Source organism: Desulfoferula mesophila (assembly GCF_037076455.1).
GTDB classification, from domain to species: domain Bacteria; phylum Desulfobacterota; class Desulfarculia; order Desulfarculales; family Desulfarculaceae; genus Desulfoferula; species Desulfoferula mesophila.
In genome coordinates, this window is record NZ_AP028679.1 from 1,304,168 (window position 1) to 1,328,997 (window position 24,830).

Here is a 24,830-nt window from a genome sequence, read left to right on the forward strand (position 1 = left end):
GTCGTTCTCCCGGCGCTAGGCGCTTTCCTCGCGCAGCCTGTATTTCATGATCTTGCCGGTGGGGGTGTGGGGCAGCTCGTCCACGAACAAAAAGTCGCGAGGTATTTTGTAGCGGGCCAGCTTGTCGGCCAAAAAGCCCTCCAGATCCTTGGCGTCGGCCGACTCGCCCTGCTTGAGCACCACGTAGGCCACCACCGTTTCGCCCCACTCGTTATGCGGCCGCCCCAGCACCGCCACCTCCATTACCGCCGGGTTGGCGGCGATGGCGTCCTCCACCTCCTTGGAGTAGACGTTTTCCCCGCCGGTGACGATCATGTCCTTGGAGCGGTCCACGATGAACATGTAGCCGTCCTCGTCCACCCGGGCCACGTCGCCGGTCTTGTACCAGCCGTCCTCAAAGGCCTCGGCCGTGGCCTGGGGATCGTCCAGATAGCCCTTCATCATGGAGGGGGCCTTGAGCCAAATCTCGCCGGTCTCGCCCGCGCCCGCCGGGGTGCCGTCGAACTTCATCACCTTGACGTCGGCGCCGGGCAGGCCCTGGCCGCCGATGGAGCCGGCCTTGTCCACCTGCTCCCAGGGGAACAGGGTGGTGCCGGTGGGGCCGGCCTCGGTCATGCCGTAGACCTGGTAGAAGTTCTCGCTCTGGTAGCGCTTCATGAGGTCCAGGGCCACGTCGCCGGAGATGGGCCCGCCGCCGTAGATCCAGCAGCGCATGGAGCTCAGGTCAAAGGTGTCGAAGTGGGGCACCATCTGCAGGGGCAGAATGTAGCTGATGGGCGCGCCGAAGTAGACAGTGCACTTTTCCTGCTGCACCGCCTCCAGGAAGTGCAGGGGGTGGTATTCGCGCAAGAGCACAGTGCAGCCGCCCACGAACTGGATGCCCATGAACCAGTTGTTGAGCGGCGAGGAGTGCCAGATGGGCATGGCCATGAGCAGCCGGTCGCGGAAGTCCATCTTGACCACCAGGGCCCCGGTGATGCCCGCGAACAGCACCGTCTGGTGGGTGTGCTGGCAGCCCTTGGGCTTGCCGGTGGTGCCGGAGGTGTAGAGGATCTGGGCCGGGTCATCGTCGGCGACGGCCACCGGTTGGGCCGGGGGCGCGCCTTCCAAGAGGGCCTCGAAGCGGTCCAGACCCTCCACGTCGCTGTCCAGGGCGGCCCGGCGCACCGGGGAGCCCAGCTTGGCCAACACCGGGGCCAGGGCGCCATCGGCCAACAGCAGCTTGGCCCGGCTGTGGGCCAATATGTAGTCCACCTCCGGGGCCTGCAGCTTGTGGTTGATGGGCACCACCACTCCGCCAGCCCGAAGGATGCCGTAATAGGCGATGACATAGGCCGGGGTGTTGAAGCTCATCAGGCCCACCCGGTCGCCCTTGGCGATGCCCCAGGATTGCAGCAGCCCGGCGGCCTGGGAGGCCTTGTCGTTCAACTCGCCGAAGGTCAGGCCCGCGCCGTTGTAGCGCAGGCAATCCTTTTGCCCGAACTTGCGGGCGTTAAGTTCAAGAATCTCCACCAGGTTCATGGCTCAAGCTCCCTCCTTGCCGTTCCAGTTCCCTCAGTTTGGCCAGCAGTTTGGCCCGCATGGTTTCGATATCCCCGGCCAGCATTCGCAATTCTTCGATGCGCTGGCGGATTTCCCCCAGTTTTTTGTCCCCATAAGCCAGGCTGCGGCGAATCTGCTCCGCTTCGGCCAGATCCACCGCGCCCATGCCGATCATTTCCCCGATCTCCTCCAGGGAGTATCCGAAGCGCTTGCCCCTGAGGATAAGCTTCAGCCGCGCCCGGTCCCGCTTGGAATAGACGCGCCGGTTACCCGAAGTGCGCTCCGGGGTGATGAGCCCCTTTTCCTCGTAAAAGCGAATGGTGCGGGTGCTGATTTCCAATTCCCGGGCCAGTTCGGCGATGGTCCAGGTCCGGGTGGGCGGTGCGGCTTCTTTTCTCATTGTCACAATACCTAACGTTGACGTTAACGTAAAGTAACTCGGCCCAGGAATTCCTGTCAAGCCGTTTGCGGCGGCGAGGGGATTACTTGGCCCCGGAGCGCCGGGTCAGTTGGATTATGGTGACTTCGGGCGGGGAGAACAGGCGCATGGGCGGTCCCCAGGTGCCGGTGCCCCGGCTGGTGTAGAGCGCTGTTTTGGGGGCCGGGTGATAGAGCCCGGCGAAAAATGGGAAGATGCGGCTGGTGATGAGATGGGCCGGCCACACCTGGCCGCCGTGAGTGTGGCCGGAAAGCTGCAAGTCCACCTGGCCGGCCGTCGTCTGGTTGAACAGGGGGCGGTGGCGCAAGAAGATGGTGAAGCGCCCCGGCTGGGCGCCGGCCAGGGCCGCCGCGTCCCACTCGGGGTGGATGGCGCGAGCGTCGTATACCCCGGCCAGGTACAACGGCCCCACCGCCTGACCCAGGTTCTCCAGCACCGAAAAACCCGCTTCCCGGCTGAGCTCGAAGGCGGTAGCCAAACCCACGTAAAACTCATGGTTGCCCGCGATCATGAACTTGCCCAGGGGCGGCTTCACCTGGCGCAGCAGGTCCATCTCCTGCCGCACGTCCAGCAAAGGGCGGTCCCACATGTCGCCGGTGTCGATCCACAAATCGGGCTTGGCCTGCTTCACCATCTTGATGACCTTGCGCAGGCGCGTCTTGCCCTCGGGCTGGCCCAGGTGCAGGTCCGAGGTCTGCACTATGGTCAGGCGCTCCACTCCGGCGGGCAGCTTGTCGGTGGTGAGGTTCAGGCGCTTCAGGCGGATGTCGGTGGCCGCGAAGACGCCGTAGGTGGTGATGATGAAGGCCACGCCCAGGGCCAGGGCCACGGGCGCCCGCCAGTTCCAGGCCTGGGGTGAAAAAGGCAGGGCCAGCAGGCGCAATAGGGAAAGGGCCAGCAGGCACAGCAGGGCGATGATCAGAAATCCCATCCACCAGTAGCCCACCGTGCCCACCAAACGGGCCAGGCCGAAGTGTCCCTGGCTGCCGGTCATCACGGTGATGATGGGGGCCAGGATCATGAGCAGCAGGAACAGGCCCAGGAGCGCCCGGGCGCCGAAGCCTCCGGGCAGCAGGCAGCGCACCGCGCGGTAAAAAAGCAGGTGCAGCAGGGTGTAGAGGCTCAGGAATACGGTGAGGAACCAGCTCACGGCTTATCTCCGGCCGGGGCGCGGCGCTCCTGCTGGCCGGCCAGGGCCCGCAGGGGCAGGAGCATCAAGTACACCGGCAGCAAATACAGCGCCGACAACAGGGGATTGCGCGGGCCGAAAAACTTGGCCGCGAACACCACCACCAGCACGTTGTTGATGAAGATCAGGCCCGAGCCGCAGGAGACCAGATCCATGCGCCAACCGGACAGGGGGCCCATGACCCACACCACCCCCAGGTACAGAGCGGCCAGGCCGAAGGCGATTCCCACCGCGGCCAGCACCTGGCTAGCCTGGGAAAAGAAGAAGGTGGCAAAAGGCGCGAACACCCCCATGTTGATGAAAAAGAACAGGGCCAGGATCAGGGGGAACTGGATGCGCCCCAGGCCCTCGGCCAGGGCGGGCAGCAGGCGCAGGGTGAGCCAGGCCAGCACCAGGGGCACGAAGATCACCTGGGCCAGCATGCGGGCCATGTGGGTGAAGGGGATGTCTATCTCCGCTCCGGCCAACAGCTTGACCAGGGCGGGCAGGGTGAGCGGCACCACCACCGAGGTGAGCACGGTGAGCTGCAGGGTGCGGTGGGCGTTGCCCCCCAGCATCTGGGTGAAAAATGGTGCGGTTACCCCGACGGATACGGCCGAGAGCAACAGCACCGGCAGGGCCCAGCCGGGGGCCAGCCAGCGGAAGAGGTACCACAGGCCCACGGGCAGGACAAACAGCTTGATGGAGCTCCACCAGAGCATCTCGCCCAGGTCGGCCCGGTTAAGGCGCACCAGGGCCCGGAAGTCGATGCGCAAGAAAGCCAGGTACAGGATGGTCATCATCATGTACACGGTGAGCGGGCTGAAAAGGCCCGCCATGTCCGGCAGAAACACCCCCCCGGCTATTCCCAGGAAGGCCACGATGATGAGCGCCAGGTCGCGAGATCGCATGTTACCAAACCTCGGCCGCCGCTCCGGGCCGGGCGGCGGCCTGCCAAGGGGTGATGCAAAGACCAGTGGCCTACTAAAAATTTAACACAGGGCGGCGGCGCGGCAAGGGCTCAGCGCGCCTCCAGCCTACCCTCTGCCTGGGGACCCAGGGCGGCCAGGGCCTCCCAGTCGCCTTCGAGCTTGCCCACCGGGAGCACCGGAAAGGCGGCCCGGGGCTCGTCGCCGCGACTCATGGGGGTGGGGCCGAAAAACAGGCACAGCAGGCCGCTCTCGGGGTGATAGGCCAGCTCGCCCACCGCCATCTCCTGCCTGCCCTCTCCCGCGGGCTCTCCCACCGGCTGGTCCAGGGGGCCGTAATACTCGCGGCCCCAGCGCTGGGCGCTCCAGGCCAGGGGCAGGCGCACGGCCAGGGCGCGGCCCGCCGGGCTCTCGTCCAGGTGGCCGAGTAACTCCAGGCCCTCGATGACCAGGCGCACGGGAGTGGGCACGGGCTAGTCCGGCTTCGCGGCCAGGGGCGCCCCGGCGCTGTGATAGCCGCGTCCGCTGGCCAGGGCCACCAGGCGGCCTTGATCGTCGCTGATCTCCACCTCCCACAGGCTCAGCTTGCGGCTGGCGTTGCGCAGGCGGGCGGCGGCCAGCAGGCGCCGCTCGGGCTCGGCCTTGCCCAAGAAACTGATATGGCTCTCCACCACCAGGGCCGGATTTTCCAGGGTGTTGGCGGCCACGGCCATGGCCTGGTCAGCCAGGGCGTAGAGGGTGGAGCCGTGCACCCGGCCCAGGGAGTTGAGGTGGTGCGGCTGGGGCAGCAGGCTCACCGTGGCCGCGCCCTCGTCCACCGCCACCACCTGGATGCCCAACAGGGTGGCCACCGGGTCCTCGCCCACGATCCGCCGGGCATAGGCCAGGCGCTCGCTCAGGGCGCTCACGCCGCGCTCCGGGCGGCCTTGCGGCCGGGCAGGGTGTCCTTGGCCAGGCAGGCGCAGACCAGGGCCACCAGGGCCAGGCCCAGGTAGAACAAGAACACCTGTTGATACATGGCCGGGCTGTAGGGGCCCCGGGGCCCGCCCTGAATCTGCAGCAGCCAGCCGGTGATCGGCTGGAGCAGCGCGCCGCCCAGGAAGGGGAACAAGTTGACGAGACCTGTCGAGGTGCCGGCGATGGCCACGGGGAACAGCTCCTTGGTGGTGGTGAATCCGATGACGACTATGGCACTTGAGCATACCGAGAATAGGAAAAACCACAAGTAGAGCGAGGGGAGGCTGAAGGAGGCCGGGGCCAGGTAGAGGACGGCCAGCAGGAGGGACATGCCCGCGCCGGTGATAATCATGGTGTGCTTGCGCGAGACCAGAATCTTGTCCGAAATCCAGGTGAGCAGGGGGCTGCCCACGATCATGCCCACGGCCAGCATGCTCAACACGCCGCCCGCCTGGGTCTTGCTCAGGCCGTACACCTGCATGAGGTAGGGGCCGCCCCACAGGCCGCCAAAGGCGAAGAAGACGCCCGGGGTGATGAAAAACCACACCGCCACCGCCCAGAAGCGGGGGTTGGCCAGCACCATTTTGATGCCCTGGCCCAGGGACAAACCGTCGCTTCCCGGCGGGTCGCCTATGGTGTCGGGCACCGGGGGCAGGCCTTTGTCCTGGGGCCGGTTGCGCACCACCACCCAGATGAGCCCGGCCAGGATCAGGGTGGCCGCGCCGATGAGGATGAAGCTGCCCCGCCAGCCCAGGATGAGGCTGAGCCAGGCCAGGGGCTGGGCCGCGGTGTAGGCCCCCACGCCGCCCAGGGCCATGAGGATGCCCATCATGCGGGCGAACTCGCCCCTGGTGAACCAATTGGTCATCACCTTGATGGTGGGCACGAAGACCATGGCCACCCCCAGCCCCACCAGGGTGCGGGCGGCGATGGCCGGAGCGATGGACCCGGCCAGGCCCAGCCAGATGGCCCCCACCCCGGCCAGGGAGAAAAACAGGGTGATGGTCTTGCGCGGTCCCCAGGTGTCGCTCAAAAGTCCGGCGGGCAGCTGCATCAGGGCGTAGGGGTAGAAGTAGGCCGAACCCAGCAGGCCCAGGGAGGTGGCCCCGGCGTTGAGGTCGCGCATGAGGTCCGCGGCCACCACCGCCGGGCAGGTGCGGTGGAAGTAGACCAGCAGGTAGGCGCAGGACAGGACCACGAAGATCAGCCAACGGTAGGAAGATGGGCGGGAAACGTCGGCGGCGCTCATGAACTCCCCCCAGGCAAACAGGGATAAGGCGGCATAGGAAAGCCGAGATCATTCTATAGTGTTTGTCTGGGGCAAGACAAGCGGGGCCGGCCGGGGATATACTGGTCCCATGCCGCGTGAACCCCAAAGCCTGAAACAGATATTGGGCGCGACCCTGCCGGGCTCCCTGGCCCAGCGGCTGCCTTCGGCCCAGCTTTTGGCCGCCTGGCGCGTGGCCGCGGGGGAAGGCCTGGCCCGCCGGGCTCTGCCGGTATCGCTGGAAAAGGGGGGAGTGCTGGTGGTGGCGGTGTCCGGGGCGGCCTGGAAGCAGGAGCTGAGCCTCATGGGGCCCGAGCTCTGCCAAAAGCTGGCCCAGGCCGGTCATCCGGTTCAGCGCCTCAAGCTGGTGAGCGCCCCCAGCCTGACCCCGCCTCCTCCTCCGCCCGCGCCCCTGCCCGAGCTCGATGCCGGGGAGCGGGATCAGGTAGAGACTGCCGTGGCCCGGGTCCGGAACCCCGAGCTGCGCGAGGCCCTGGCATCTCTGGGCCGGGCCTGCCGCCGGGCTAGCAAAGCGTCCGGTAAATAGCCGCCACCTCGGGGGTGTAGTCCTGCCCCTGGGCATAGACGATCAGGGGCGGCTCCACGTTCAATTCCTCGCCGCCGTCTTTCACCGCTTCGATGAGCGCTATCTTGGCGGGCAACTCGGCCCGGCCGTGCACCAGGCGCAGCCGCCGGGGGGCCAGGCCGTTGTCCATGAGCCCAGCCAGGGCCTGGGGCAGGCGGCCGGGCGGCCAGCACAGGGCCAGGCGCGCGCCGGGCCTGAGCAGCTCCCGGGCCCGCTGCCACAGGTCGTCGGCGGTGAGCCGTAGCTCGTGCCGGGCCCGGGCCCGGGCCGGGTCGGGCGAGAGGCGGCCCCGGCCGGGTTGGCCAAAGGGCGGGTTGCTGATCACCAGGCCGCAGGAGGCGGGCCGCAGCTCGGGGTGGGGCTGGGCCAGGTCGTGGACCAGCACCTGGCCGGTGAGGCCCGCGCGGGCGAAGTTGCGCTCGCAACAGGCGGCGGCCGTGGGGTCCAGCTCCAGGGCGGTGAAGGGCCCGGCCAGACCCCGCGCGGCCAGCAGGACGCACAGCACCCCGCAGCCCGCCCCCAGATCGGCCACCGGGCCCGGGGCCGGGGTGGCGAAGGCGGCCAGCAGAACGCTGTCTATGGCGAAACGGAAGCCCTTGGCGGGCTGCTCCAAATAGTGACGCCCCAGGCGGTCGTGGGTGGTGGGGTCGGGCTCCACGCCGCCTGGGACCGTGCCGCTACTTTCGGCAGTCTTGCGCCTGCTCGTCGTGGCAGAGCAGGTTGATGACCAGGCCGGTGAGCACCTTGGGGTAGAAGTAGGTGGCCTTGCGGGGCATGATCAGCCCGGCCTCGGCCACGCGCTGCACCTGCTCCACCTTGGTGGGGTTGAGTAAAAAGGCCAAACGGGAGCGCCCGCTTTTCACCTCTTGCAACACGTGGGTCATGTCGGCCAGGTAGCGGATGGTGTGGTCCTGGTCCCGGGCGTTGTTGTCAAAGCCCAGAATCTTGTCCAACACCAGATGGGTGAGCACCACCACGTCCAGGTCGGCCAGGGGGCCCTCCACGTCGGGGCCGGCCTCCTGGCTCATCACCCCCGGCTTGAGGGTGAGCAAATAGGCCTTGACGGTGTCGTGGGACACCAGGCCCATGCTGTTGCTCTTGGCGTCGGCCTGGGCCAGAGCCTCGGTGAGCTTGGCCTTGGCCGCCTCCGGGTCGCCGTCCAGATTCACCTCGCGCACGTCGAAGTAGGGCTTGGCCAGGGCCAGGAAATCCTCGGCCCCGAAACCGTCCAGGCGGGGCACCAGGCGGTGGCAGGCGAATACGGTCAGCCCTGGGTCGCTCATGGAGCACAGGTAGGTGAGGGTGTAGTTGAATAGGGCGTCGGGACCGGCCTCGGGGTGCAACTCGCGCATGTAGTTGCGGTAGTTGAGGGCGGTCTCGTAGCGGTGGTGCCCATCGGCTATGAACAGCACCTTGTCTTCCATGAGCTCCTGCACCCGGCGGCAGGCCTCCGGATCGCTGATGCGGTAGAGCTTCTGGGGCAGGCCCATGGGGTCCACGAAGTCGTTGAGGGGCTCGGGCTCCTTGCCCTGGTCCAGGGCGGCCATCACTTCGTTGAGGTCGTCGGGGTAGAGCGCGAAGATGGGCGAGATGTTGGCCTCAACCGCCTTGGTGAGCTGGAAACGGTCTTCCTTGTGCGCGGTAAAGGTTTTCTCGTGGGGCAGCACCTTGCGCTCGTTCAGGTCGGCCACGCGCAGCATGGTGAAAAAGCCCCGGCGCACCTGCTGGTTGCCTTCCGCGTCGGTGTAGGTGGTCTCCGACAGATAAAAAGCGGGCGAGGCATCGCGCACCAGCACCTCTTGCTCGCGCCAGGCCTTGAAATGCTCGGCCGAGCGGGTGTAGCGGTTGTCCTGGGCGGTGTCGCTGTCGCGCTTCTTGTTGAGCTCCAAGCGGATAATGTTGTAAGGGTCGGTCGCGTAGAACGACTCTTGTTGTTCGTGACTGATCACGTCGTAGGGCGGGGTCACCACGTCGGCAAGGTCGGAGACTTTTGCCGGGTTATAGCGTACGGCCCGAAAGGGAGCCACCACAGGCATTTGGAACGTCCTCCAAAATGTTTATGGGTGCAACCACCAAAGCGTGGGTAGATCGGCTAAAGCGTATTAACTACACCTATCTTCACCCAGATGCAAGCCTTGGCTGGCCCCTGTAATGAACCCTTGACCGCAACAACCCAGCGCTGCAATATTAATGAATAACCCAATCGTTTCCGTGCAATTTGTAGGCTCGGCGCCCGGTCGCGGCGGGCCTTCACCCGGACAAAGGAGCATGCTGTGACCACTCCCCGTCATTGCCCTGGTTTCGAGGCCAACAAACAGTTGAAATCCTTCATTTGCAAGTGCCCCAATTGCGGCAAGGAAAAGGAAATCTTCTCGGACGAGTTCGACAAGGAGCATTACTGCACCGGTTGCTCGGAGAAGATCGACTTTACCCAATGCACCCTGGATAACGGCTAAACACTATCCCAGAGCCATAAAAAAGGCCGGGCCCCGCTTGGGGTCCGGCCCATCGTTTTTCGGGGGGGCGGCTCAGTAAGGCATCTTTTCCGGGGGCCGCCTTTCGGGCACGTAGTCGTGGGGCACCTCGTTCTGGTTCCAGGCCCGGCTCACGTACAGGTTGCAATAGCAGGAGCCGTACTCGAGCACGTCGGCCTCCCGGTAGGCGCAGGGGCAGATGATGTCCGCGTCCTTGTCCCGGTCTCCCGAGGCCAGGCGGCAAGGGCAGCACATGTAGCCGTAGCGCTCCTTGTTGGCCAAAAGCCCCTCCATGAGGCCCATGGTGCGCTCCATGTCGTCGCTGAAGTAGTAGCCCTTGGGCTCCTGCACCTTTTTGAGCATCTCGTAGAGTTCTTGGGCGGTCATAGCCCCAGGGCCTCCTTGATCTCGCCCTCGCGGTAGCCCACGATCACCTTGTCGCCGATGATCAGGGTGGGGAAGGAGGTGGCGGGGTTGTATTTGCGCACCTCGTTGATGACGTCCTCGCGCTCCTCAAGCGGGCAGAGATCCACTTCCACCACGTCGTAGGGAACCTGGTTGTCGTCCAGGAACTTACGGGTGTTGCGGCAATGGCTGCAGGTGCTCAGGGCGAATAGTTTAACCGGGGGGGTCATGTGAGCTTCCTTTCCAAGGGTTGCTGGGGCGTATTTTTTATATAAGCATACCATCGTCCTTGGCGCCACCCAAGGCCGGACGGCCAGGCCTTCCTCAGACGATCTCGGCCCCGAACAGGCTCTCCATGCGCCTCAGCGCCGCCTGGGCCAGCTCGGGGTCGAAATCGGCCACCGCATCCCGTACGACCCGTACCGCCAGGTCCCGGTTGGCCAGGCCGGCCACCGTCTCCATCACGCAGATATGGGTGCAAACCCCCACCACCGTGGCCCGGCTCACCCCCAGCTCTTTGAGAAGATCGTGCAGCTCGGTGTCGTAAAAGGGGCTGTAGCGCCGTTTGGTGACCACCAACTCTCCCTGACGGGGAGCTAGCTGACCGATGATCTCCGCCCCGGCGCTGCCGGCCACGGCGTGGGGCGGAAAACGCTCGAACTCGCGGTCGTCGGAGTCGTGGGCGTCGCAGACGTGGATGATCGTCTCCCCCGCGGCGCGGGCCCGCTCCAACTCCCGCCTCACCGCCGGCACAATCCCCACCGCGCCCGGCACGCACAGGGCCCCTTGGGGATCGATGAAATCATGCAGCATGTCTACGATGATCAGGGCATGGGACACGGGAATTCCTCCGGGTTGTGAGGGATATTCTAGCCCGCATCGTCACGGGGGTACAAGCCCCGGCCGAGCGAGGCCGGCCTCCGGCCCGGCAATAGTTAGGGCCCAGCCTGGCGGCTGGGCCCTGGTGGGTGGCGGGACAAGCTCGGCGGGAGGTGCCTACTCGTCCCCGGGATCCATCGGCAAAGTGGGTTGTTCCGGCTGGGGGTGTATGTCGGGCCTGAGTTTGGCCAGCTCGGCGCTGAGGCGGCCCCGCGCCCCGTGGGGGATGATCAGGGGCGAGCGCACCCCCCCGCCTTGGAAACCCGTCATGTCCATGGCCAGTTTAAGGCCTCCAATACCGTACTCCCTGATGACCAGGTTGGCTAGGGGGTTGATGCGCCGTTGCAGGCCCAGGGCCGCGCGGTGATCGCCCTCTAGGAAAAGCCTGAACAACTCCACCAACATGTCGGGAATCACGTTGGGGGTGGCCAGCACCCCGCCAGTGGCCCCCACGCACAGCGCGGGGTAGAAAACGGTGTCGCTGCCCACCAGCACCGCGAAATCCCGGGGCACCAGGCGGATGATCTCGGTCAGCTGGGCGATGTCGCCGGTGCTGTCCTTGATGCCCTGGATGTTGGGGTGCTGGGCCAGTTGGGCCACCACCTCGGGCGCCAGATTGAGGGCGGTGAACTGGGGCACGTTGTAGAGCAGAACCGGTATGGGCGAATCGTCGGCCACTCGGGTGAAGTGGGTCATCAGGGCCTCGGGGGTCATCTGGCCCTTGAAATAGGCCGGGGTGACCACCAGGACGAAGTCGGCCCCGTGCTTGGCCGCCAGACGGGTCAGGTGGATGGCCGCCCGGGTGGATTCCTGCCCGGTGCCCATGACCAGTTGCTTGCCCGGCGCGGCGGCCTCGCGGGCCGCGGCCAACACCAGCTCCTTTTCGTGCTCGTCCAGGTAGACGCTCTCGCCGGTGGAGCCCAGCACCACGTAGCCGCTGAGCCCGGTCCGGTTCAGGGCCCGCAGGTTGTTCTCAAAGGCCGGGAGGTCCAGCTCTTCGTTCACAAACGGGGTCACCACCGGGGGCAGCACCCCTCTTACCGGGGCCAACTTCATCCTGTCCATGTCTGGTATCGCCTTCTTTCCGGCGGCGGCCGGGGGCATTCTCTGGAAACCGTGATCCGCTAGTCATTGGAGTCGCACCCAGCCAAAAACGAGTCTTTAAATGACTAAAGCGGGTAGCGCGCAAGCCGGGTTATGGGAAAAGCATAGCTTTGGGGGCCAAACGAGTCAAGATATTTATGAACCAGTATATTCGCAATATGAATATTTAGCTGGGCGCAATACGGCCGTCAATAAAGCGGAACGGCGCTTGGTCGTGAAGGATATTAGCTAAGGGTAGCCAAGCGCGCGCCAACTGACAACACCATGAAACAGCTAATAATGTATGGCAACGCATGGCCCAGTAGAAACTCCTGATAATAAACATAAAATATACGTGCGCGAAAATCTTCGGGTCGCGGCGCGGTGATAAACGGGATAAGCAAGAAAAATCAAATAAAAAACAATGATATTTACATAGTAAAATAAAACCTAATTAACTACTGAAGTAAGAAGGTGCTGCCAAAAGGGTCCGCCCCTCTGCGATCGACCCTTGAACCCCGCCATCTCGGGCCGGGCGGAGCGCGCCCGGTCAAGCATCTGGCGCCGGGCCCCCCACGCGATGGTAGAATAATCACACCAACGGCAACCCCGCAGTTACTTGCCCTAGCCCCCGCGAGGGGCGGGAGGCCTATGGATCGTGTCCCGCAAGGACTACAGCCTGCTGCGCGAAATTCTGGATTCCGCCCACAACGGCATCCTCTTGGTGGATGAAACCGGCGAGGTGGTGGTGTTCAACCGCGCCGCCGGCCGGGTGACCGAGCACGACCCCAGGGAGGTGCTGGGCCGCAACTACGGCGAGTTCGAGCCCGAGGTCTGGGAGGACATGCGCCAGGTTCTGGTCACCGGCGAGCCCCAGGTGGGGCGGCGCACCACCTCGCGGAGCGGGACCATGATCTTCGGCAACCGCACTCCTGTTTATCTGGACGGCGAGATCGTGGGGGTGATCAGCGTGTTCCAGGACGCCACCGAGTACGAAAGAGTCCTGAGCGAGCTGCACGCCTACCGCCAACTCAGCGAGCAGTTGGACGTGATAATCGATTCCTCCTACGACGGCCTGTGGATCAGCGACGCCGAGGGCAAGGTGGTCCGGGTGAACCCGGCCTCGGAGCGCTTCGCCGGGGTCAACGCCAAGGAGGTCATCGGCTGCAACGTCTCCGAGTTGGTGGAGGCGGGCTACTTCGACCGCTCGGTTACCCTGGAGGTGCTCAAACAGCAGGCGGCGGTTTCGCTGATCCAGCAGTCCAAGGACGGCCGCCAGGTGCTGGTCACCGGCAACCCGGTGTTGGATGAAAACGGCGAGATCAGCCTGGTGGTCATAAACGCCCGTGACCTCACGGCCATGAAACGCCTGCAAGAGGAGCTGGAGCAGAGCCGGGCCCTCACCGACCAATACCGCTCCGAGCTGACCCATATCCACCGCCAGGACGAGTTGAGCTCCCGCTTGGTCATGCGCTCCAAGGTGATGCGGCGCATCTTCGACATGGCCATGAAGGTGGCCCGGGTGGACTCCTGCGTGCTGCTGCAGGGTGAATCCGGGGCGGGCAAGAGCGTGCTGGCCAAGCTGATACACAGGGCCTCCTCGCGCAGCGAAGGCCCTCTGGTGCGGGTGGACTGCGGGGGCATCCCGTCTTCCCTTATAGAGGCCGAGCTGTTCGGCTACGTGGGCGGCGCCTTCACCGGAGCGCTCTCCGAGGGCAAGACCGGCTATTTCGAGCTGGCCGACGGGGGGACGCTTTTCCTGGACGAAGTGGGCGAGCTGCCCCTGCTCATGCAGGCCAAGCTGCTGCGCTTTTTGGAAGACAACGAGGTGGTGCCGGTGGGGGCCACCGCCCCGCGCAAGATCGACGTGCGGGTGCTGGCCGCCAGCAACCGCGATCTGGAAAAAATGGTGCGCGCGGGCGCCTTCCGCAAGGACCTCTACTTCCGGCTCAACGTGGTGCCCATCCACCTACCGCCCCTGCGCGAGAGGGTCGAGGACATCCCCCACCTCATCGCCCACTTCCTGGACATCTTCAACCAAAAGTGCGGCAAGCAGATGAAGCTGTCTTCGGCGGCGGTGGATCGCCTGCGGCGCTACGCCTTTCCGGGCAACGTGCGCGAGCTGGCCAACCTCATCGAGCAATTGGTGGTGCTCTCCCCGGGCGACACCATCACCCCGGACGACCTGCCCGCCGAGATACGCCAAACCCCCTTCGAGCTATCGCCCGAAGGTGAAGGCGAGGCCTGGGACCTGGCCGCCGCGGTGGCCCGCACCGAGCGCGAGGTGATCGCCAGGGCGCTGGCCGAATACGGCAGCCAGCGTTCAGCGGCCGAGGCCCTGGGGGTAAATCATTCCACTTTGTCGCGTAAGGCCAAGCGATACGGGCTTTTTGGTGCAAAAACGCAACACGTTGCAAAATAGCACCAAAGTGCTTTAGTTATAGATTTCGGGCTTTTAAGCCTCAGCATTAAGATTCGAATCCGCATAGACGTTTCAACTCTGCATCAACTACGCCCTTTCAGTCTTGTATTAAACGCGTTAAATCAACTAGTTGCATCTGTGGCACACATGTTGCTTTATTGGCAGCTCAACAATGGTGTGACCCGTGGGTGAGCAAACAAGTGGTTTCTTTTGACGCATTGGCTTCTTCCCTGCTCAGTGACGCCAGGCGAGCCCAGGTTTTGCTGGAGGTGGGGCCTGGCCGGGATAGGCTGGACCAAGCGCGGGCCATCCTGTTGCTGGATGGAGAACAAGGCATCGACATCGAGCGCATCAACCAGGAAGAACCGGCGGTGTTCTTGGTGCGCACCAGCCCGGAGCGGGCGCGCAGGTTGGTGATCGCCCTAACGGAAAACGGCTTCACCCGGCTCAAGAGCATTTATCCCTCCCGCTCCGGCGGCAAGGCCGCCGAGCCGGCGGAAAGCCAGGAATTAGGTAGACGCTGATGGACAACAAAGAGCTGGCCCTGACGGAGGCGGTGGAAAGCCTCCAGGAAGACATGCTGGATTTCGCCTGCCGCTTGGTGGCACAACCCTCGGTGGTGGAGCACGAGCAGGGCGCCCTGGACGTGATGGAAAACGAGATGAGCGCCATGGGCCTCAGCCCGGTGCGCGCGGCCATGGATGCCCCGGAGGTGGCCGCCCACCCCGGCTTCGCCCCCACTCCATGGAGCCAGGAGGGCCGCTACAGCCTGGCCGCCACCCGGCCCGCCGACGCGAGCGGCGGCAAGAGCGCCATCTTCAACGGCCACCTGGACGTGGTCAGCCAGGAGCCCCTGGACCGCTGGGAGCGCGACCCCTACCAGCCGGTGGTAGTTGACGGTTGGCTCCACGGCCGGGGGGCCGGCGACATGAAGGGCGGCGTGGCCGCCATGACCTGCGCCATCAAGGCGGTGGCCAAGGCCGGGCTGGGCCTGGCCGCGCCGGTGACCCTGGAGGGGGTCATCGAGGAGGAGTGCACCGGCAACGGGGCCCTGGCCTGTCTGGTGGCGGGCTTTGACGCCGACGCGGCGCTCATCCCCGAGCCCTTCGGATCCACCATCCTCACCAGCCAGGTGGGGGTGATGTGGTTCAAGGTCTCGATCACCGGGGTGGCCAAGCACACCCTGGACGCCAGCGGCGGGGTCAACGCCATCGAGACCTGCTGTTATCTGATGAAGGCGCTGCGCGATCTGGAAAAGCGGATCAACGCCGACAAGCCGGTCGACTTTGCCGACGTGGCCAATCCGGCCCACCTCAACATCGGGGTGATCCAGGGCGGCGACTGGCCCTCCACCGTGCCCGCCATGGCCGAGTTCCACTGCCGCCTGGGTTTTTTCCCGGAGATGAGCTTTGAACAGGCCGCCCAGGCGGTGCGGGATTGCCTGGCCCAGGCGGCGGAGGCCGATCCCTGGCTCAGCTCCAACCCGCCCCGGGTGGAGTTCTACGGCTTCCGTTCCGAGGGCCACCGGGTGAGCCGCGAGCTGCCCGCTCTGAGCCTGGTGAGCGACTGTCACCGGGAGCTGAGCGGCCGGGAGGCGCCCAGTTACGCCTGCACCTGCACCACCGATCTGCGCAGCTTCATCGTCTACGGCGGGGCCCAGGCCACCTGCTTCGGTCCGGTGGCCGAGAACATCCACTCGCCCAACGAGCGGGTCAACATCGAGAGCATGGTCTACACCGCCAAGGTTTACGCATTGTTCCTGGCCCGCTGGTGCGGCCTGGTGCAGTAACGAGGGAGTCAGTGAAGGGGCGCGAGCCCCGTGAGGAAAAATCGAGGTTTTTCTTAGCAACATGGCCGGAAAAAGCTGACCGGCCGGGCGGGAGGCCCCTGGGAGGGGAGCAGCCGGCCAAACAAGGAGGAAAAGTTTATGAAGAAGTCAGTCGTTTTGCTGACCGCCCTGTTTCTGCTGGTAGGTCTGGCCGTGGCCGGGCCGGCCTCGGCCGCCGATCCCATCAAGGTCGGCATCCTGGGACCCTTTACCGGCTCGCTGGCTTTTAACGCCGGCGAAATGAAAAAGGGCATGGAGCTGGCCCTGGACGAGGTCAACGCCAAGGGCGGCCTGTTTGGCCAGAAGGTGGAAATCGTCTACGGCGACAGCGAGTGCAAGCCCGACAAGGGCCTGGCCGCGGTCAAGAAGCTGGTCACCCGGGACAAGGTCCTGGTGGTGGGCGGCGGCTACTGCTCCAGCGTGAACATCGCCGCCAGCGAGTTCTGTCACTTCGAGCAGACCCCGGACGTGGTGGCCATCGCCATCAGCCCCACCATCACCGACCGCGGTTACGAGTACGTGTTCCGCACCAGCCCCAACAGCCCCATGTTCCTGATGGGCGTCAACAAGTGGCTGGCCGAGGTCAAAAAGCCCAAGGTGGTGGCCTTCTTCATGGAGAACTCCGACTACGGCCGCGACGGCCAGAAGATCTGGGAAGCGGCCTCCAAGAAGATCGGCGCCAAGATGGTGGCCAACCTGTACTTCGAGATCGGCGACACCGACTTCACCACCCAGATCAGCAAGCTCAAGGAGCTCAAGCCCGACGTGGTGTTCAACATCGCCTCCACCACCGAGGCGGCCCTGATCCAGAAGCAGGCCAAGGAGCTGGACTTCGTGACCCAGTGGATCGGCGTGGGCGGCCAGTTCACCCAGGCCTACTTCAAGATGACCGGCCCCATCAGCCAGTACGCCATGGGCAGCTCGCTGGAGCCCACCAAGGCCATGAAGGACCCGGTCACCGCCGCCTTCGTGAAGGCCTACGAGGCCAAGTACCCCGGTTCCCGCCCCGGCATCTTCTCCAGCCAGGGCTACGACAACCTCAAGGTGATCCTGGACGCCATCCAGCGCGCCGGCAAGCCCGGCGGCGACCTGGTCAAGGATCGCGCCAAGATCAAGGACGCCCTCAAGACCACGGACATGAAGCTGTCCCAGGGCACCATCAAGTTCGGCAAGGACGGCCAGGTCTATACCGTGCTGCCTTCGGTGGTGCAGGTGCAGCTGGACGACAAGTGCAAGCCCGACACCCAGATCATCTTCCCGATGGACCGGGCCGCGGCCAAGTACGAGAACCCCAAGCCTTGGGCCGAGCGTAAGTGCAAGTAAGCCCTCGGTGAGGCCGGCCGCCCCGCTTCGGCGGGGCGGCCCGGACTCCTTATAAAAAACCCGGCCGCGCCCCGGGCGGCCCCCGGAAGTGGTGCCCGCTATGGACTCCCTATTTGTGCAACAGGTCCTGAACGGCCTGATAACCGGAAGCGTGTACAGCCTGATCGCCATCGGGCTGACCATGATTTTCGGGGTAATGAAAATTTCCAACTTCGCACAGGGCGACTACTCCATGGTGGGCGCCTACACCGCCGTGTTCGTCATGGCCTGGGTGGGCGGCTGGCTGGGCTGGATCGGCTCGGTGGTGGCCGCGGCCGCCGTGGTGGGTCTTTTGGGCGTGGTCACCGAACGCCTGGTGTTCAGGCCCCTGATGACCCGCTGGACCGACATCGACATGATCATGGTCTCCATCGGCCTGTACATCTTGCTGGACAACCTGGCCCAGCTTTTCTTCGGGGCCACCCCGCGCATGATCGGCGACCCCTTCGGCGGCACCACCGTCCATCTGGGCCTGGCCTCCACCAGCCTGCTCAGGCTGTTCTGTTTCTTCTTCGCCGGGATCACCATCGTTTGCCTGGAGCTGTTCCTAAACCGCAGCCGCATGGGCGTGGCCATCCGGGCCACCAGCCAGAACCGCTTCGCGGCGCAGCTGATGGGCATCAACATCAACCAGGTCTACCGCCTCACCTTCGGCATCGGGGCCCTGTTGGCCGGCGTGGGCGGCGTGCTCTACGGCACCCTGTTCGCCATCTACCCCACCATGGGGGCGCTGCCCACCTTGAAGGCCTTCGCGGTCACCATCCTGGGCGGCATGGGCAACATCCGCGGCGCCATCTGGGGCGGCCTGATCCTGGGGGTGGCCGAGGCCCTGGGCGGCAACTACATCGCCATGGAATACAAGCAGGCCATCGGCTTTTTCATCATCATCGTGGTGCTTCTGGTCAAGCCCAGCGGGCTCTTCGGCCGTAAGGAAGGTGCCTGATGAGCGTGCGGCTTAGGAAATTGCTCCTGTGGGCGGTGTCCCTGGCGGTGCTCATCGCCGTCCCCTTCGTGGTGGAAGACCGCTACTACATGCACATCCTGGTGATGGCGGGCATCTTCACCATCCTCACCCTGAGCTGGAACCTGTTGGCCGGCTACACCGGCCAGCTCAACCTGGGCCACGCCGCCTTCTACGGCATCGGCGCCTACACCAGCGCCATCCTGGCCATGCAGACCGGCCTGAGCCCCTGGCTGGGACTGTTCGCCGGGGGGCTGATGGCCGCGGCCTTCGGCTTCTTGCTGGGCTTCCCGGCGCTCAGGCTCAGCGGCCCCTACCTGGCCATCACCACCATCGGCTTCGCCGAGATCCTGCGCCTGGTGGCCATGAACTGGGTGGACCTGACCCGGGGCTCCCTGGGGCTGAGCGGGGTGCCCATGCTCACCCCCATCCACATCGGCTCATGGCGCATGCAGTTCTACTTTGAGCGCGACTACTACTTCGTGGTGTTGGCCGGGGTGCTGTTCACCCTGTTCTGCATCCGCCGCCTGATCGGCTCGGAGTTCGGGGTGACCCTGCAGGCCATGCGCGACGACGAGGCCGGGGCCCAGAGCGTCGGCATCAACCCCAGCTCCTACAAGCTGGCGGTGTTCACCATCAGCGCCTTTTTCGCCGGCTTCGCGGGCGGGCTCTTCGCCCACTTCGCCCGCCTGGTCAGCCCGGAGCTGCTGGCCTTGCACAACACCTTCGACATCCTGACCATGGCCATGATCGGCGGCCTGGGCACCATCGCCGGGCCCATCCTAGGGGCGGTGAGCCTCACCTTCCTCTCCGAGGCCCTGCGCTCCCTGGAGGACGTGCTCAAGCTGGACATCCGGCTGATCATCTACGGCCTGCTGTTGATCCTGACCATCTTGTTCATGCGCGAAGGCCTGGTGGGGGTCATCAAGAGCGCTTGGGACAGAATGAAAGGGGGCCGCTGATGGGCGCCATACTCACCACCGAAAGGCTCACCAAGCACTTCGGGGGGCTCACCGCGGTCAACGACGTGAGCTTCAACCTGGAGCAGGGCGAGATACTGGGCCTGATCGGCCCCAACGGAGCGGGCAAGACCACGCTGATCAACCTCATCTCCGGGGCCTTCCCGCCCAGCTCGGGCAGCATCACCTTCAACGGCAAGGACATCACCCACGACAAGGCCCACACGGTGAACACCCTGGGCATCGCCCGCACCTTCCAGGTGGTGCGCATTTTCAGCCGCCTCACCGCCCTGGAGAACGTCCTGGCGGCCATGGTGGACCGGCGTCGCAAGGGCCCCTGGCACCTGGTGTGGGACAGCTTTTTCCGCCGGGCCTGCGCGCTCACCGAAGACGCACAGGCCTGCGCCACCGCCGACTCGCTCTTGGAGTTCGTGGGCATCACCAAATACCGCGACGAGCAGGCGGGCAACATGCCCTACGCCCTGACCAAGCGCCTGGAGATCGCCCGGGCCCTGGCCACCAACCCCAAGCTGCTGCTCTTGGACGAGCCCAGCAGCGGCCTTAACCCGGCCGAGCTGACCGGGCAGATAGACCTGATCCAAAAGATCAACGCCCAGGGCACCAGCATCCTGATCATCGAGCACGTCATGAAGGTGATCATGGGCATCTCCCACCGCCTGATCGTGCTGCACTACGGCGAGAAGATCGCCGAGGGCGAGCCGGAGACGGTCTACAACGACCCCATGGTGGTAGAGGCCTATCTGGGAGGAGACAGCGATGCTCAACATTGAGAACCTGAAGGTGGCCTACGGCAAGGCCGTGGCCCTGCACGACGTGAGCCTCAGGGTGGAGGAGGGCGAGCTGGTCACCCTGTTGGGCTCCAACGGGGCGGGCAAGTCCACCCTGCTCAAGACCATCTCGGGCATCAACCGGGCCATGGCCGGCAAGATCATGTGGCAGGGCCAGGAGATCCAGAACCAGCCCAGCCACCTGATCGTGAACCACGGCATCATCCAGGTGCCCGAGGGCCGCGCCGTGTTTCCCGACCTGACGGTGGCGGAGAACCTGCGCATGGGCGCCTTCACCCGCCGCGACGAGAGGGGGGTGGCCAAGGACCTGAAGGAGGTCTTCGACCTGTTCGCCCGCCTCAAGGAGCGCCGCACCCAACTGGCCGGCACCCTGTCCGGCGGCGAGGCCCAGATGCTGGCCATCGCCCGTGGCCTGCTGTCCGAGCCCAAGCTCCTGATGCTCGACGAGCCCAGCCTGGGCCTGGCCCCGGTGGTGCGCGAGGCCATCTATCACGTGATCCAGCAAATCTATAAGGAAAAGGGCATCACCATTCTCCTGGTGGAGCAGAACGCCCGCTGGGCCCTGAAGGTGGCCACCCGCGCCTACATCCTGGAGAACGGTCACGTAACCATGGAAGACACCGGCGCGGCCCTGGCGGCCAACCCGGACGTGCAAAGGGCCTATTTGGGCCATTAGGACTTGCGAGATGCTTGATTTCAGCCAAGCCGTGGATTCCGAGCGGCTGACCGGCTTCACCCGCCGCCTCATCCAGACCCCCAGCCTGAGCCGGGAGGAGGAGGCCATCAGCAAGGTGATCCAGGCCGAGATGGAGGCCCTGGGCTACGACGAGGTCTACACCGACGAGCTGTTCAACGTGGTGGGGATCATGAAGGGCGCCGAGCCGGGGCCCCGCCTGTTGTTCAATGGCCACATCGACCACGCCGGAGTGGGTGAGATGCCCGATCCCTTTTCCGGGGCCATCGTGGACGGCCGGCCCCACGGTTACGACGGCCAGATGATCCAGGGCCGGGGGGCCAGCGACATGAAGGCCGGGGTGGCGGCCATGGTCTACGCCGGGGCCGCGGCCCGCGGTCTGGGCTTTCCTCAAAAGGGCGAGCTGATCGTCACCTGCGTGGCCCGCGAGGAGATGGCCCGGGGCGAGGGCATCGGCCACCTGCTCAAGAACGGGCTCACCGCCGACTTCGCGGTGAGCGGCGAGGCCACGGGGCTCCAGGTCTACCTGGGCCACCGGGGCAAGTTCGAGATGCAGGTCACCACCCAGGGCCGCACCAGCCATGGGGGCTTTCCCCAGGGCGGCATCAACGCCATCTACAAGATGAACGACTTTATCAACGCGCTGCGCCGCGAATACCAGCCGCCCGAGCACCCGGTGCTGGGCCCGGCCACGGTGACCGTGCTGGACATCAACGCCAGCCCCGGAGCCCTGACCCCCATCGTGCCCGACCGCTGCAACCTCATCGTGGACCGCCGCTTCTTGCCCGAGGAAACCCAGGAGGGCTTGCTGGCCGGCTTCCAGGTCCTGGTGGACGCCCTGGCGGCCGAGGACCCGGAGTTCCAGGCCACCCTGGAGCCCCTCAAGTGGTTCCCGGCCATGTTCACCGAGCCCGACGAGCCGGTGGTGGCGGCCATGTTCCGGGCCCGGGAAGCGGTCATGGGGCAAGCGGGGGAGCCGGGTAACTGGTATTTTGGCGTGGACGGCACTTTTTTGAATCAGGCCGGAATCCCCTGCGTGGGCTTCGGGCCGGGCAATGAGTTTTTGGCCCACACCCCCGGGGATGTGGTGCCCGTTGACCAAGTGATAACCGCTTGTCGGGTTTACACCGCGCTGATCGCCGATCTGTGCGGGATCAAGGCAGGGAAATGAAGCCATGACACAACAAGACATGCAGCAGCTAGCCGAGCGGAGGGCCCAGGCGGTCGCCCAGGGCGTCTCCAATGCCAACTCGTATTTCGCCGACAAGGCCCAGGGCGCCGAAGTCTGGAGCCTGGACGGCAAGCGCTATCTGGATTTCGCCGGCGGCATCGGGGTGATGAACGTGGGTCACTCCAACCCCAAGGTGGTGGCCGCCATCCAGGAGCAGGCCGCCCGCTTCACCCACGTGTGTTTCAACGTGCTCATGTACGAGGGCTACATCAAGCTGGCCGAAAAGCTCAACCAGCTCACCCCCGGCGACTTCCCCAAGAAGACCATCTTCGTCAACACCGGGGCCGAGACGGTGGAGAACGCGGTCAAGATGGCCCGTTCCTACACCAAGCGCCAGGGCGTGATCGTCTTTGACGACGCCTTCCACGGCCGCACCTTGCTCACCATGACCATGACCAGCAAGGTCAAGCCCTACAAGTTCGGCTTCGGGCCCTTCGCGCCCGAGGTCTACCGCCTTCCCTTTGCCTATTGCTACCGCTGCTCCTACGGCCTGAGCTACCCCTCCTGCGGGCTGCGCTGCGCCCACGCCCTGGAGGACTTCTTCCTCAAGGAGGTGGCCGCCGAGAACACCGCCTGCATCGTGGCCGAGCCGGTGCAGGGCGAGGGCGGCTTCATCGTGCCGCCCAAGGAGTACTTCGGCGTCATCCGCCAGATCTGCGACAAGCACGGCATCGTCATGGTGGCCGACGAGGTGCAGACCGGCCTGTGCCGCACCGGCAAGCTCTACGCCATGGAGCACTTCGGGGTGGCCGCCGACCTCATGACCACCGCCAAGTCCCTGGGCGGCGGCCTGCCCCTGGGCGCCCTGGTGGGCAAGGCCGAAATAATGGACGCGCCCCATGTGGGCGGCTTGGGCGGCACCTACGGCGGCAACCCGGTTTCCTGCGCCGCGGCCCTGGCCGTCTTGGAAGTGGTGGAGGAAGAAAACCTGTGCGCCAAGGCCCAGCGGGTGGGCGAGCTGGCCCGGGGACGCTTTGAGGCCATGGCCGAGAAGTACCCCCTGATCGGCGAGGTGCGCGGCCTGGGGGCCATGCTGGCCCTGGAGCTGGTGCGCGATCCCAAGACCAAGGAGCCCGCCGGCGACGAGGCCAAGAAGCTGGTGGACTACTGCCACCAGAACGGCCTGCTGGCCCTTAACTGCGGCCGCTACGGCAACATCATCCGCACCCTCATGCCCCTGGTCATCAGCGACGACCAGCTGGACGAGGGTCTGGGCATCATCGAAAAGGGCCTGGCCCTGGTAAGCGGCAAGTAATAGACCGCGCGCCTTAAAAAAATGCGGGGCCTGGAGAATTCTCCAGGCCCCGTTTCGCGTGCTTGGGTTTGGCTTAGGCCGGGGGCGGCCCGGCCACCGAGGCCAGCTTGTCCATCAGCGCCTTGGCCGCCTCGTCTCCCGCGGCGGGGGACAGGGGCATCAGGATGCCCAGGCCCTCGCCGGTCTCGTGGAACTCTTCTTCGTCCACGGCCGTGACCACCGCGGTGTTGATCATGGCGTTGACCATCAGCAGCTTGGACACCAGGCCCAGGGCCTGTTTCTCACGGCCCCGGCCGTCTATCACCACCAACTGGGGGCTCAACTCCTGGGCCAGGGTCAGGGTCTCCGGCTCGTCCTGGGCCCAGGCCAGCAAGGCCCGGCCGTCCTTTTCCAATCCCGCGGCCAGCCCGGCCAGGTCTTGGGGGCGCAGAGTGCTCAACAATACTTTGTACATCCTAGCTCCTCGCTCAGGCCTTGCCGCAGCAAGAGCCCGGTCCGGCGCACCCGGCGTGGCCGGGGGTGGAGCCGCAACAGCCGTGGTCGCCTTGGCCGGGGAAGGCCTGCTTTTGGCTGCCGGTTAGGGAACTGGGCGCGGACATCATCTTTTGCACCTCGCTCCCCCCGCACTGGGGACAGCTGAGGGGGTCCGCGCTGTTCATGAGCAACAGCTCCCCGCTGTAGCCGCAGGCGGCGCAACTGATCTCGAAGATGGGCATGGGCCTTTCCTCCTTTATGTCCTGACGCCCTTGCGGCGGTAGTGGTCGGCGATGGCCTCGCCCAGGGTATTCACCGCCAAGCGGGCGCAATGCTTGTGGTCCTCGGGCAGGCCGCCCAGCTCCTTTTCCACGTCCTCGGGCTCCAGTTGCAGGGCTTGTTCCAAGCTGCGGCCCTGGACCAGATCGCCCAAAGCGCTGGCGCACACCACCGTATAGAGGCAGCCATGGGGGTTGGCCTTCATTTTGGTGATGGTGTCCCCCTCCACCTTGATGAACACGTCCACCGAATCCCCGCACTGACCCACTTCGGTGGCCTGCCCGGTGGCGTCGCTCAACACCCCCAGGTTGCGGGGCAACTGGGCGTGGGCCAGGAATTTTTGATCAACCTGACCGGGCAAGGGGTTGTCATGTGTGGACACCTTGGTCTCCCTATGTTGCCTAGCTCGGGCCGCGCCGGGGCTACTGCCCGCCGCCGCCGCAGGTGAACTGCTGGGTGAAGCGCGGCAGGGAACCCTGCAACAGGGCCTGCACAGCTTCGTTGACCGTGGTGGCGTTGCCGCCGAAGTAGACGTCGATGCCCACCTGGTTGAAGCCCATCAAGGGACGCATGCCCATGCCCCCGGCGATGAGCATTTTGACGCCTTGCCCGGCCAGGTATTGCACCGGAGCCATGCAGCCGCCCTGCTGGTGGGGCACGTTGGGCACCACCTTGCTGCTTTTGATCTGGCCGTCTTCAACTTCCACCAAGGTGTAAAGGTCGCAGTGGCCGAAGTGGGCGCCCAGTCCGGCGTCCATGCCGCCGGGAGCGTTGGAAGGTAGAGCTACTAATCCAGTCATTTCGTTATCTCCTCAAGTTTTGTCGTG

Annotated in this window: 29 protein-coding genes; 12 read left to right on the plus strand and 17 right to left on the minus strand. The window is 65.3% G+C overall.

What is annotated here, in order from left to right; genetic code table 11:
- Positions 1–15 precede the first annotated feature (15 nt).
- From AACH32_RS05675 to AACH32_RS05705, 7 genes are all read right to left on the minus strand, one after another.
- Positions 16–1,521, minus strand: coding sequence for a class I adenylate-forming enzyme family protein (locus tag AACH32_RS05675; protein WP_338605812.1), 1,506 nt, complete (start codon positions 1,519–1,521; stop codon positions 16–18).
- Positions 1,499–1,942, minus strand: coding sequence for a MerR family transcriptional regulator (locus AACH32_RS05680; RefSeq protein ID WP_338605813.1), 444 nt, complete (start codon positions 1,940–1,942; stop codon positions 1,499–1,501). Before AACH32_RS05680 ends, AACH32_RS05675 begins: the two co-directional genes overlap by 23 nt.
- Before the next feature lie 82 nt (positions 1,943–2,024).
- Positions 2,025–3,131: a metallophosphoesterase gene (locus AACH32_RS05685; protein WP_338605814.1), complete on the minus strand. Its 1,107-nt coding sequence runs from the start codon at positions 3,129–3,131 to the stop codon at positions 2,025–2,027.
- Positions 3,128–4,060: a bile acid:sodium symporter family protein gene (locus AACH32_RS05690; protein ID WP_338605815.1), complete on the minus strand. Its 933-nt coding sequence runs from the start codon at positions 4,058–4,060 to the stop codon at positions 3,128–3,130. Before AACH32_RS05690 ends, AACH32_RS05685 begins: the two co-directional genes overlap by 4 nt.
- A 110-nt stretch (positions 4,061–4,170) precedes the next feature.
- Positions 4,171–4,548: a cyclophilin-like fold protein gene (locus tag AACH32_RS05695; protein ID WP_338605816.1), complete on the minus strand. Its 378-nt coding sequence runs from the start codon at positions 4,546–4,548 to the stop codon at positions 4,171–4,173.
- Positions 4,549–4,551: 3 nt separating this feature from the next.
- Positions 4,552–4,986 carry a PaaI family thioesterase gene (locus tag AACH32_RS05700; protein WP_338605817.1) on the minus strand — a complete coding sequence of 145 codons (435 nt, stop codon included), beginning with the start codon at positions 4,984–4,986 and terminating at the stop codon, positions 4,552–4,554.
- Positions 4,983–6,284: an MFS transporter gene (locus AACH32_RS05705; RefSeq protein ID WP_338605818.1), complete on the minus strand. Its 1,302-nt coding sequence runs from the start codon at positions 6,282–6,284 to the stop codon at positions 4,983–4,985. The genes AACH32_RS05700 and AACH32_RS05705 overlap by 4 nt, the downstream gene beginning before the upstream one ends.
- Before the next feature lie 109 nt (positions 6,285–6,393).
- Between AACH32_RS05705 and AACH32_RS05710 the strand changes: the two genes are divergently transcribed.
- Positions 6,394–6,849 carry a DUF721 domain-containing protein gene (locus AACH32_RS05710; RefSeq protein ID WP_338605819.1) on the plus strand — a complete coding sequence of 152 codons (456 nt, stop codon included), beginning with the start codon at positions 6,394–6,396 and terminating at the stop codon, positions 6,847–6,849.
- On the opposite strand, the gene AACH32_RS05715 is transcribed toward AACH32_RS05710, so the two are convergent.
- Positions 6,827–7,546 (minus strand): tRNA1(Val) (adenine(37)-N6)-methyltransferase, encoded by a 720-nt coding sequence (locus AACH32_RS05715; protein ID WP_338605820.1) that lies wholly within the window; start codon positions 7,544–7,546, stop codon positions 6,827–6,829. The two genes, AACH32_RS05710 and AACH32_RS05715, sit on opposite strands and share 23 nt — an antisense overlap.
- A gap of 19 nt (positions 7,547–7,565) precedes the next feature.
- Positions 7,566–8,924, minus strand: coding sequence for a DUF1015 domain-containing protein (locus AACH32_RS05720; protein ID WP_338605821.1), 1,359 nt, complete (start codon positions 8,922–8,924; stop codon positions 7,566–7,568).
- Between the two features lie 237 nt (positions 8,925–9,161).
- On the opposite strand from AACH32_RS05720, the gene AACH32_RS05725 reads away from it, so the two are divergent.
- The gene (locus AACH32_RS05725; RefSeq protein ID WP_338605822.1) at positions 9,162–9,344 is read left to right on the plus strand and encodes a hypothetical protein; all 183 of its coding nucleotides are present in this window, start codon (positions 9,162–9,164) and stop codon (positions 9,342–9,344) included.
- A gap of 72 nt (positions 9,345–9,416) precedes the next feature.
- On the opposite strand, the gene AACH32_RS05730 is transcribed toward AACH32_RS05725, so the two are convergent.
- The 4 genes from AACH32_RS05730 to AACH32_RS05745 all read right to left on the minus strand — a co-directional run bounded on the left by AACH32_RS05730 (position 9,417) and on the right by AACH32_RS05745 (position 11,711).
- Positions 9,417–9,749, minus strand: coding sequence for a ferredoxin-thioredoxin reductase catalytic domain-containing protein (locus AACH32_RS05730; protein WP_338605823.1), 333 nt, complete (start codon positions 9,747–9,749; stop codon positions 9,417–9,419).
- Complete coding sequence (locus tag AACH32_RS05735; protein ID WP_338605824.1) at positions 9,746–9,997, minus strand: glutaredoxin family protein; 252 nt, start codon at positions 9,995–9,997, stop codon at positions 9,746–9,748. The genes AACH32_RS05730 and AACH32_RS05735 overlap by 4 nt, the downstream gene beginning before the upstream one ends.
- A gap of 94 nt (positions 9,998–10,091) precedes the next feature.
- Positions 10,092–10,607: a cysteine hydrolase family protein gene (locus tag AACH32_RS05740; protein WP_338605825.1), complete on the minus strand. Its 516-nt coding sequence runs from the start codon at positions 10,605–10,607 to the stop codon at positions 10,092–10,094.
- Positions 10,608–10,763: 156 nt separating this feature from the next.
- Positions 10,764–11,711: a dihydrodipicolinate synthase family protein gene (locus tag AACH32_RS05745; protein WP_338605826.1), complete on the minus strand. Its 948-nt coding sequence runs from the start codon at positions 11,709–11,711 to the stop codon at positions 10,764–10,766.
- A 676-nt stretch (positions 11,712–12,387) separates the two neighbouring features.
- On the opposite strand from AACH32_RS05745, the gene AACH32_RS05750 reads away from it, so the two are divergent.
- The 10 genes from AACH32_RS05750 (at position 12,388) to gabT (ending at position 23,250) form a co-directional block, all read left to right on the plus strand.
- Positions 12,388–14,151, plus strand: coding sequence for a sigma 54-interacting transcriptional regulator (locus AACH32_RS05750; RefSeq protein ID WP_338605827.1), 1,764 nt, complete (start codon positions 12,388–12,390; stop codon positions 14,149–14,151).
- 188 nt (positions 14,152–14,339) lie between these two features.
- On the plus strand, positions 14,340–14,675 hold the full coding sequence (locus AACH32_RS05755) for a hypothetical protein (RefSeq protein WP_338605828.1): 336 nt from the start codon (positions 14,340–14,342) through the stop codon (positions 14,673–14,675).
- Positions 14,675–15,940 carry an ArgE/DapE family deacylase gene (locus AACH32_RS05760; RefSeq protein ID WP_338605829.1) on the plus strand — a complete coding sequence of 422 codons (1,266 nt, stop codon included), beginning with the start codon at positions 14,675–14,677 and terminating at the stop codon, positions 15,938–15,940. Before AACH32_RS05755 ends, AACH32_RS05760 begins: the two co-directional genes overlap by 1 nt.
- A 138-nt stretch (positions 15,941–16,078) precedes the next feature.
- Positions 16,079–17,302, plus strand: coding sequence for an ABC transporter substrate-binding protein (locus AACH32_RS05765; RefSeq protein ID WP_338605830.1), 1,224 nt, complete (start codon positions 16,079–16,081; stop codon positions 17,300–17,302).
- A 100-nt stretch (positions 17,303–17,402) separates the two neighbouring features.
- Positions 17,403–18,284 carry a branched-chain amino acid ABC transporter permease gene (locus AACH32_RS05770; protein WP_338605831.1) on the plus strand — a complete coding sequence of 294 codons (882 nt, stop codon included), beginning with the start codon at positions 17,403–17,405 and terminating at the stop codon, positions 18,282–18,284.
- The gene (locus AACH32_RS05775) at positions 18,284–19,264 is read left to right on the plus strand and encodes a branched-chain amino acid ABC transporter permease (RefSeq protein ID WP_338605832.1); all 981 of its coding nucleotides are present in this window, start codon (positions 18,284–18,286) and stop codon (positions 19,262–19,264) included. The genes AACH32_RS05770 and AACH32_RS05775 overlap by 1 nt, the downstream gene beginning before the upstream one ends.
- Positions 19,264–20,052 (plus strand): ABC transporter ATP-binding protein, encoded by a 789-nt coding sequence (locus AACH32_RS05780; RefSeq protein ID WP_338605833.1) that lies wholly within the window; start codon positions 19,264–19,266, stop codon positions 20,050–20,052. The genes AACH32_RS05775 and AACH32_RS05780 overlap by 1 nt, the downstream gene beginning before the upstream one ends.
- Complete coding sequence (locus AACH32_RS05785) at positions 20,039–20,746, plus strand: ABC transporter ATP-binding protein (RefSeq protein WP_338605834.1); 708 nt, start codon at positions 20,039–20,041, stop codon at positions 20,744–20,746. The genes AACH32_RS05780 and AACH32_RS05785 overlap by 14 nt, the downstream gene beginning before the upstream one ends.
- 10 nt (positions 20,747–20,756) lie before the next feature.
- Positions 20,757–21,935: a M20/M25/M40 family metallo-hydrolase gene (locus AACH32_RS05790; RefSeq protein WP_338605835.1), complete on the plus strand. Its 1,179-nt coding sequence runs from the start codon at positions 20,757–20,759 to the stop codon at positions 21,933–21,935.
- Between the two features lie 4 nt (positions 21,936–21,939).
- A complete protein-coding gene (gene gabT / locus AACH32_RS05795) occupies positions 21,940–23,250 on the plus strand; it encodes a 4-aminobutyrate--2-oxoglutarate transaminase (RefSeq protein WP_338605836.1) in 1,311 nt (436 codons plus the stop codon).
- A gap of 73 nt (positions 23,251–23,323) precedes the next feature.
- Here gabT and AACH32_RS05800 read toward each other — a convergent pair whose 3' ends face one another.
- Genes AACH32_RS05800 through AACH32_RS05815 form a run of 4 tightly spaced genes read right to left on the minus strand, consistent with a single transcriptional unit; the run spans position 23,324 to position 24,803 of the window.
- The gene (locus AACH32_RS05800) at positions 23,324–23,704 is read right to left on the minus strand and encodes a hypothetical protein (RefSeq protein ID WP_338605837.1); all 381 of its coding nucleotides are present in this window, start codon (positions 23,702–23,704) and stop codon (positions 23,324–23,326) included.
- A 13-nt stretch (positions 23,705–23,717) separates the two neighbouring features.
- On the minus strand, positions 23,718–23,966 hold the full coding sequence (locus tag AACH32_RS05805) for an FmdB family zinc ribbon protein (RefSeq protein WP_338605838.1): 249 nt from the start codon (positions 23,964–23,966) through the stop codon (positions 23,718–23,720).
- A gap of 14 nt (positions 23,967–23,980) precedes the next feature.
- Positions 23,981–24,385, minus strand: coding sequence for an iron-sulfur cluster assembly scaffold protein (locus tag AACH32_RS05810; RefSeq protein ID WP_338605839.1), 405 nt, complete (start codon positions 24,383–24,385; stop codon positions 23,981–23,983).
- 40 nt (positions 24,386–24,425) lie between these two features.
- Positions 24,426–24,803, minus strand: a complete 378-nt coding sequence (locus AACH32_RS05815) for a NifB/NifX family molybdenum-iron cluster-binding protein (RefSeq protein ID WP_338605840.1) — start codon at positions 24,801–24,803, stop codon at positions 24,426–24,428.
- Positions 24,804–24,830 lie beyond the last annotated feature (27 nt).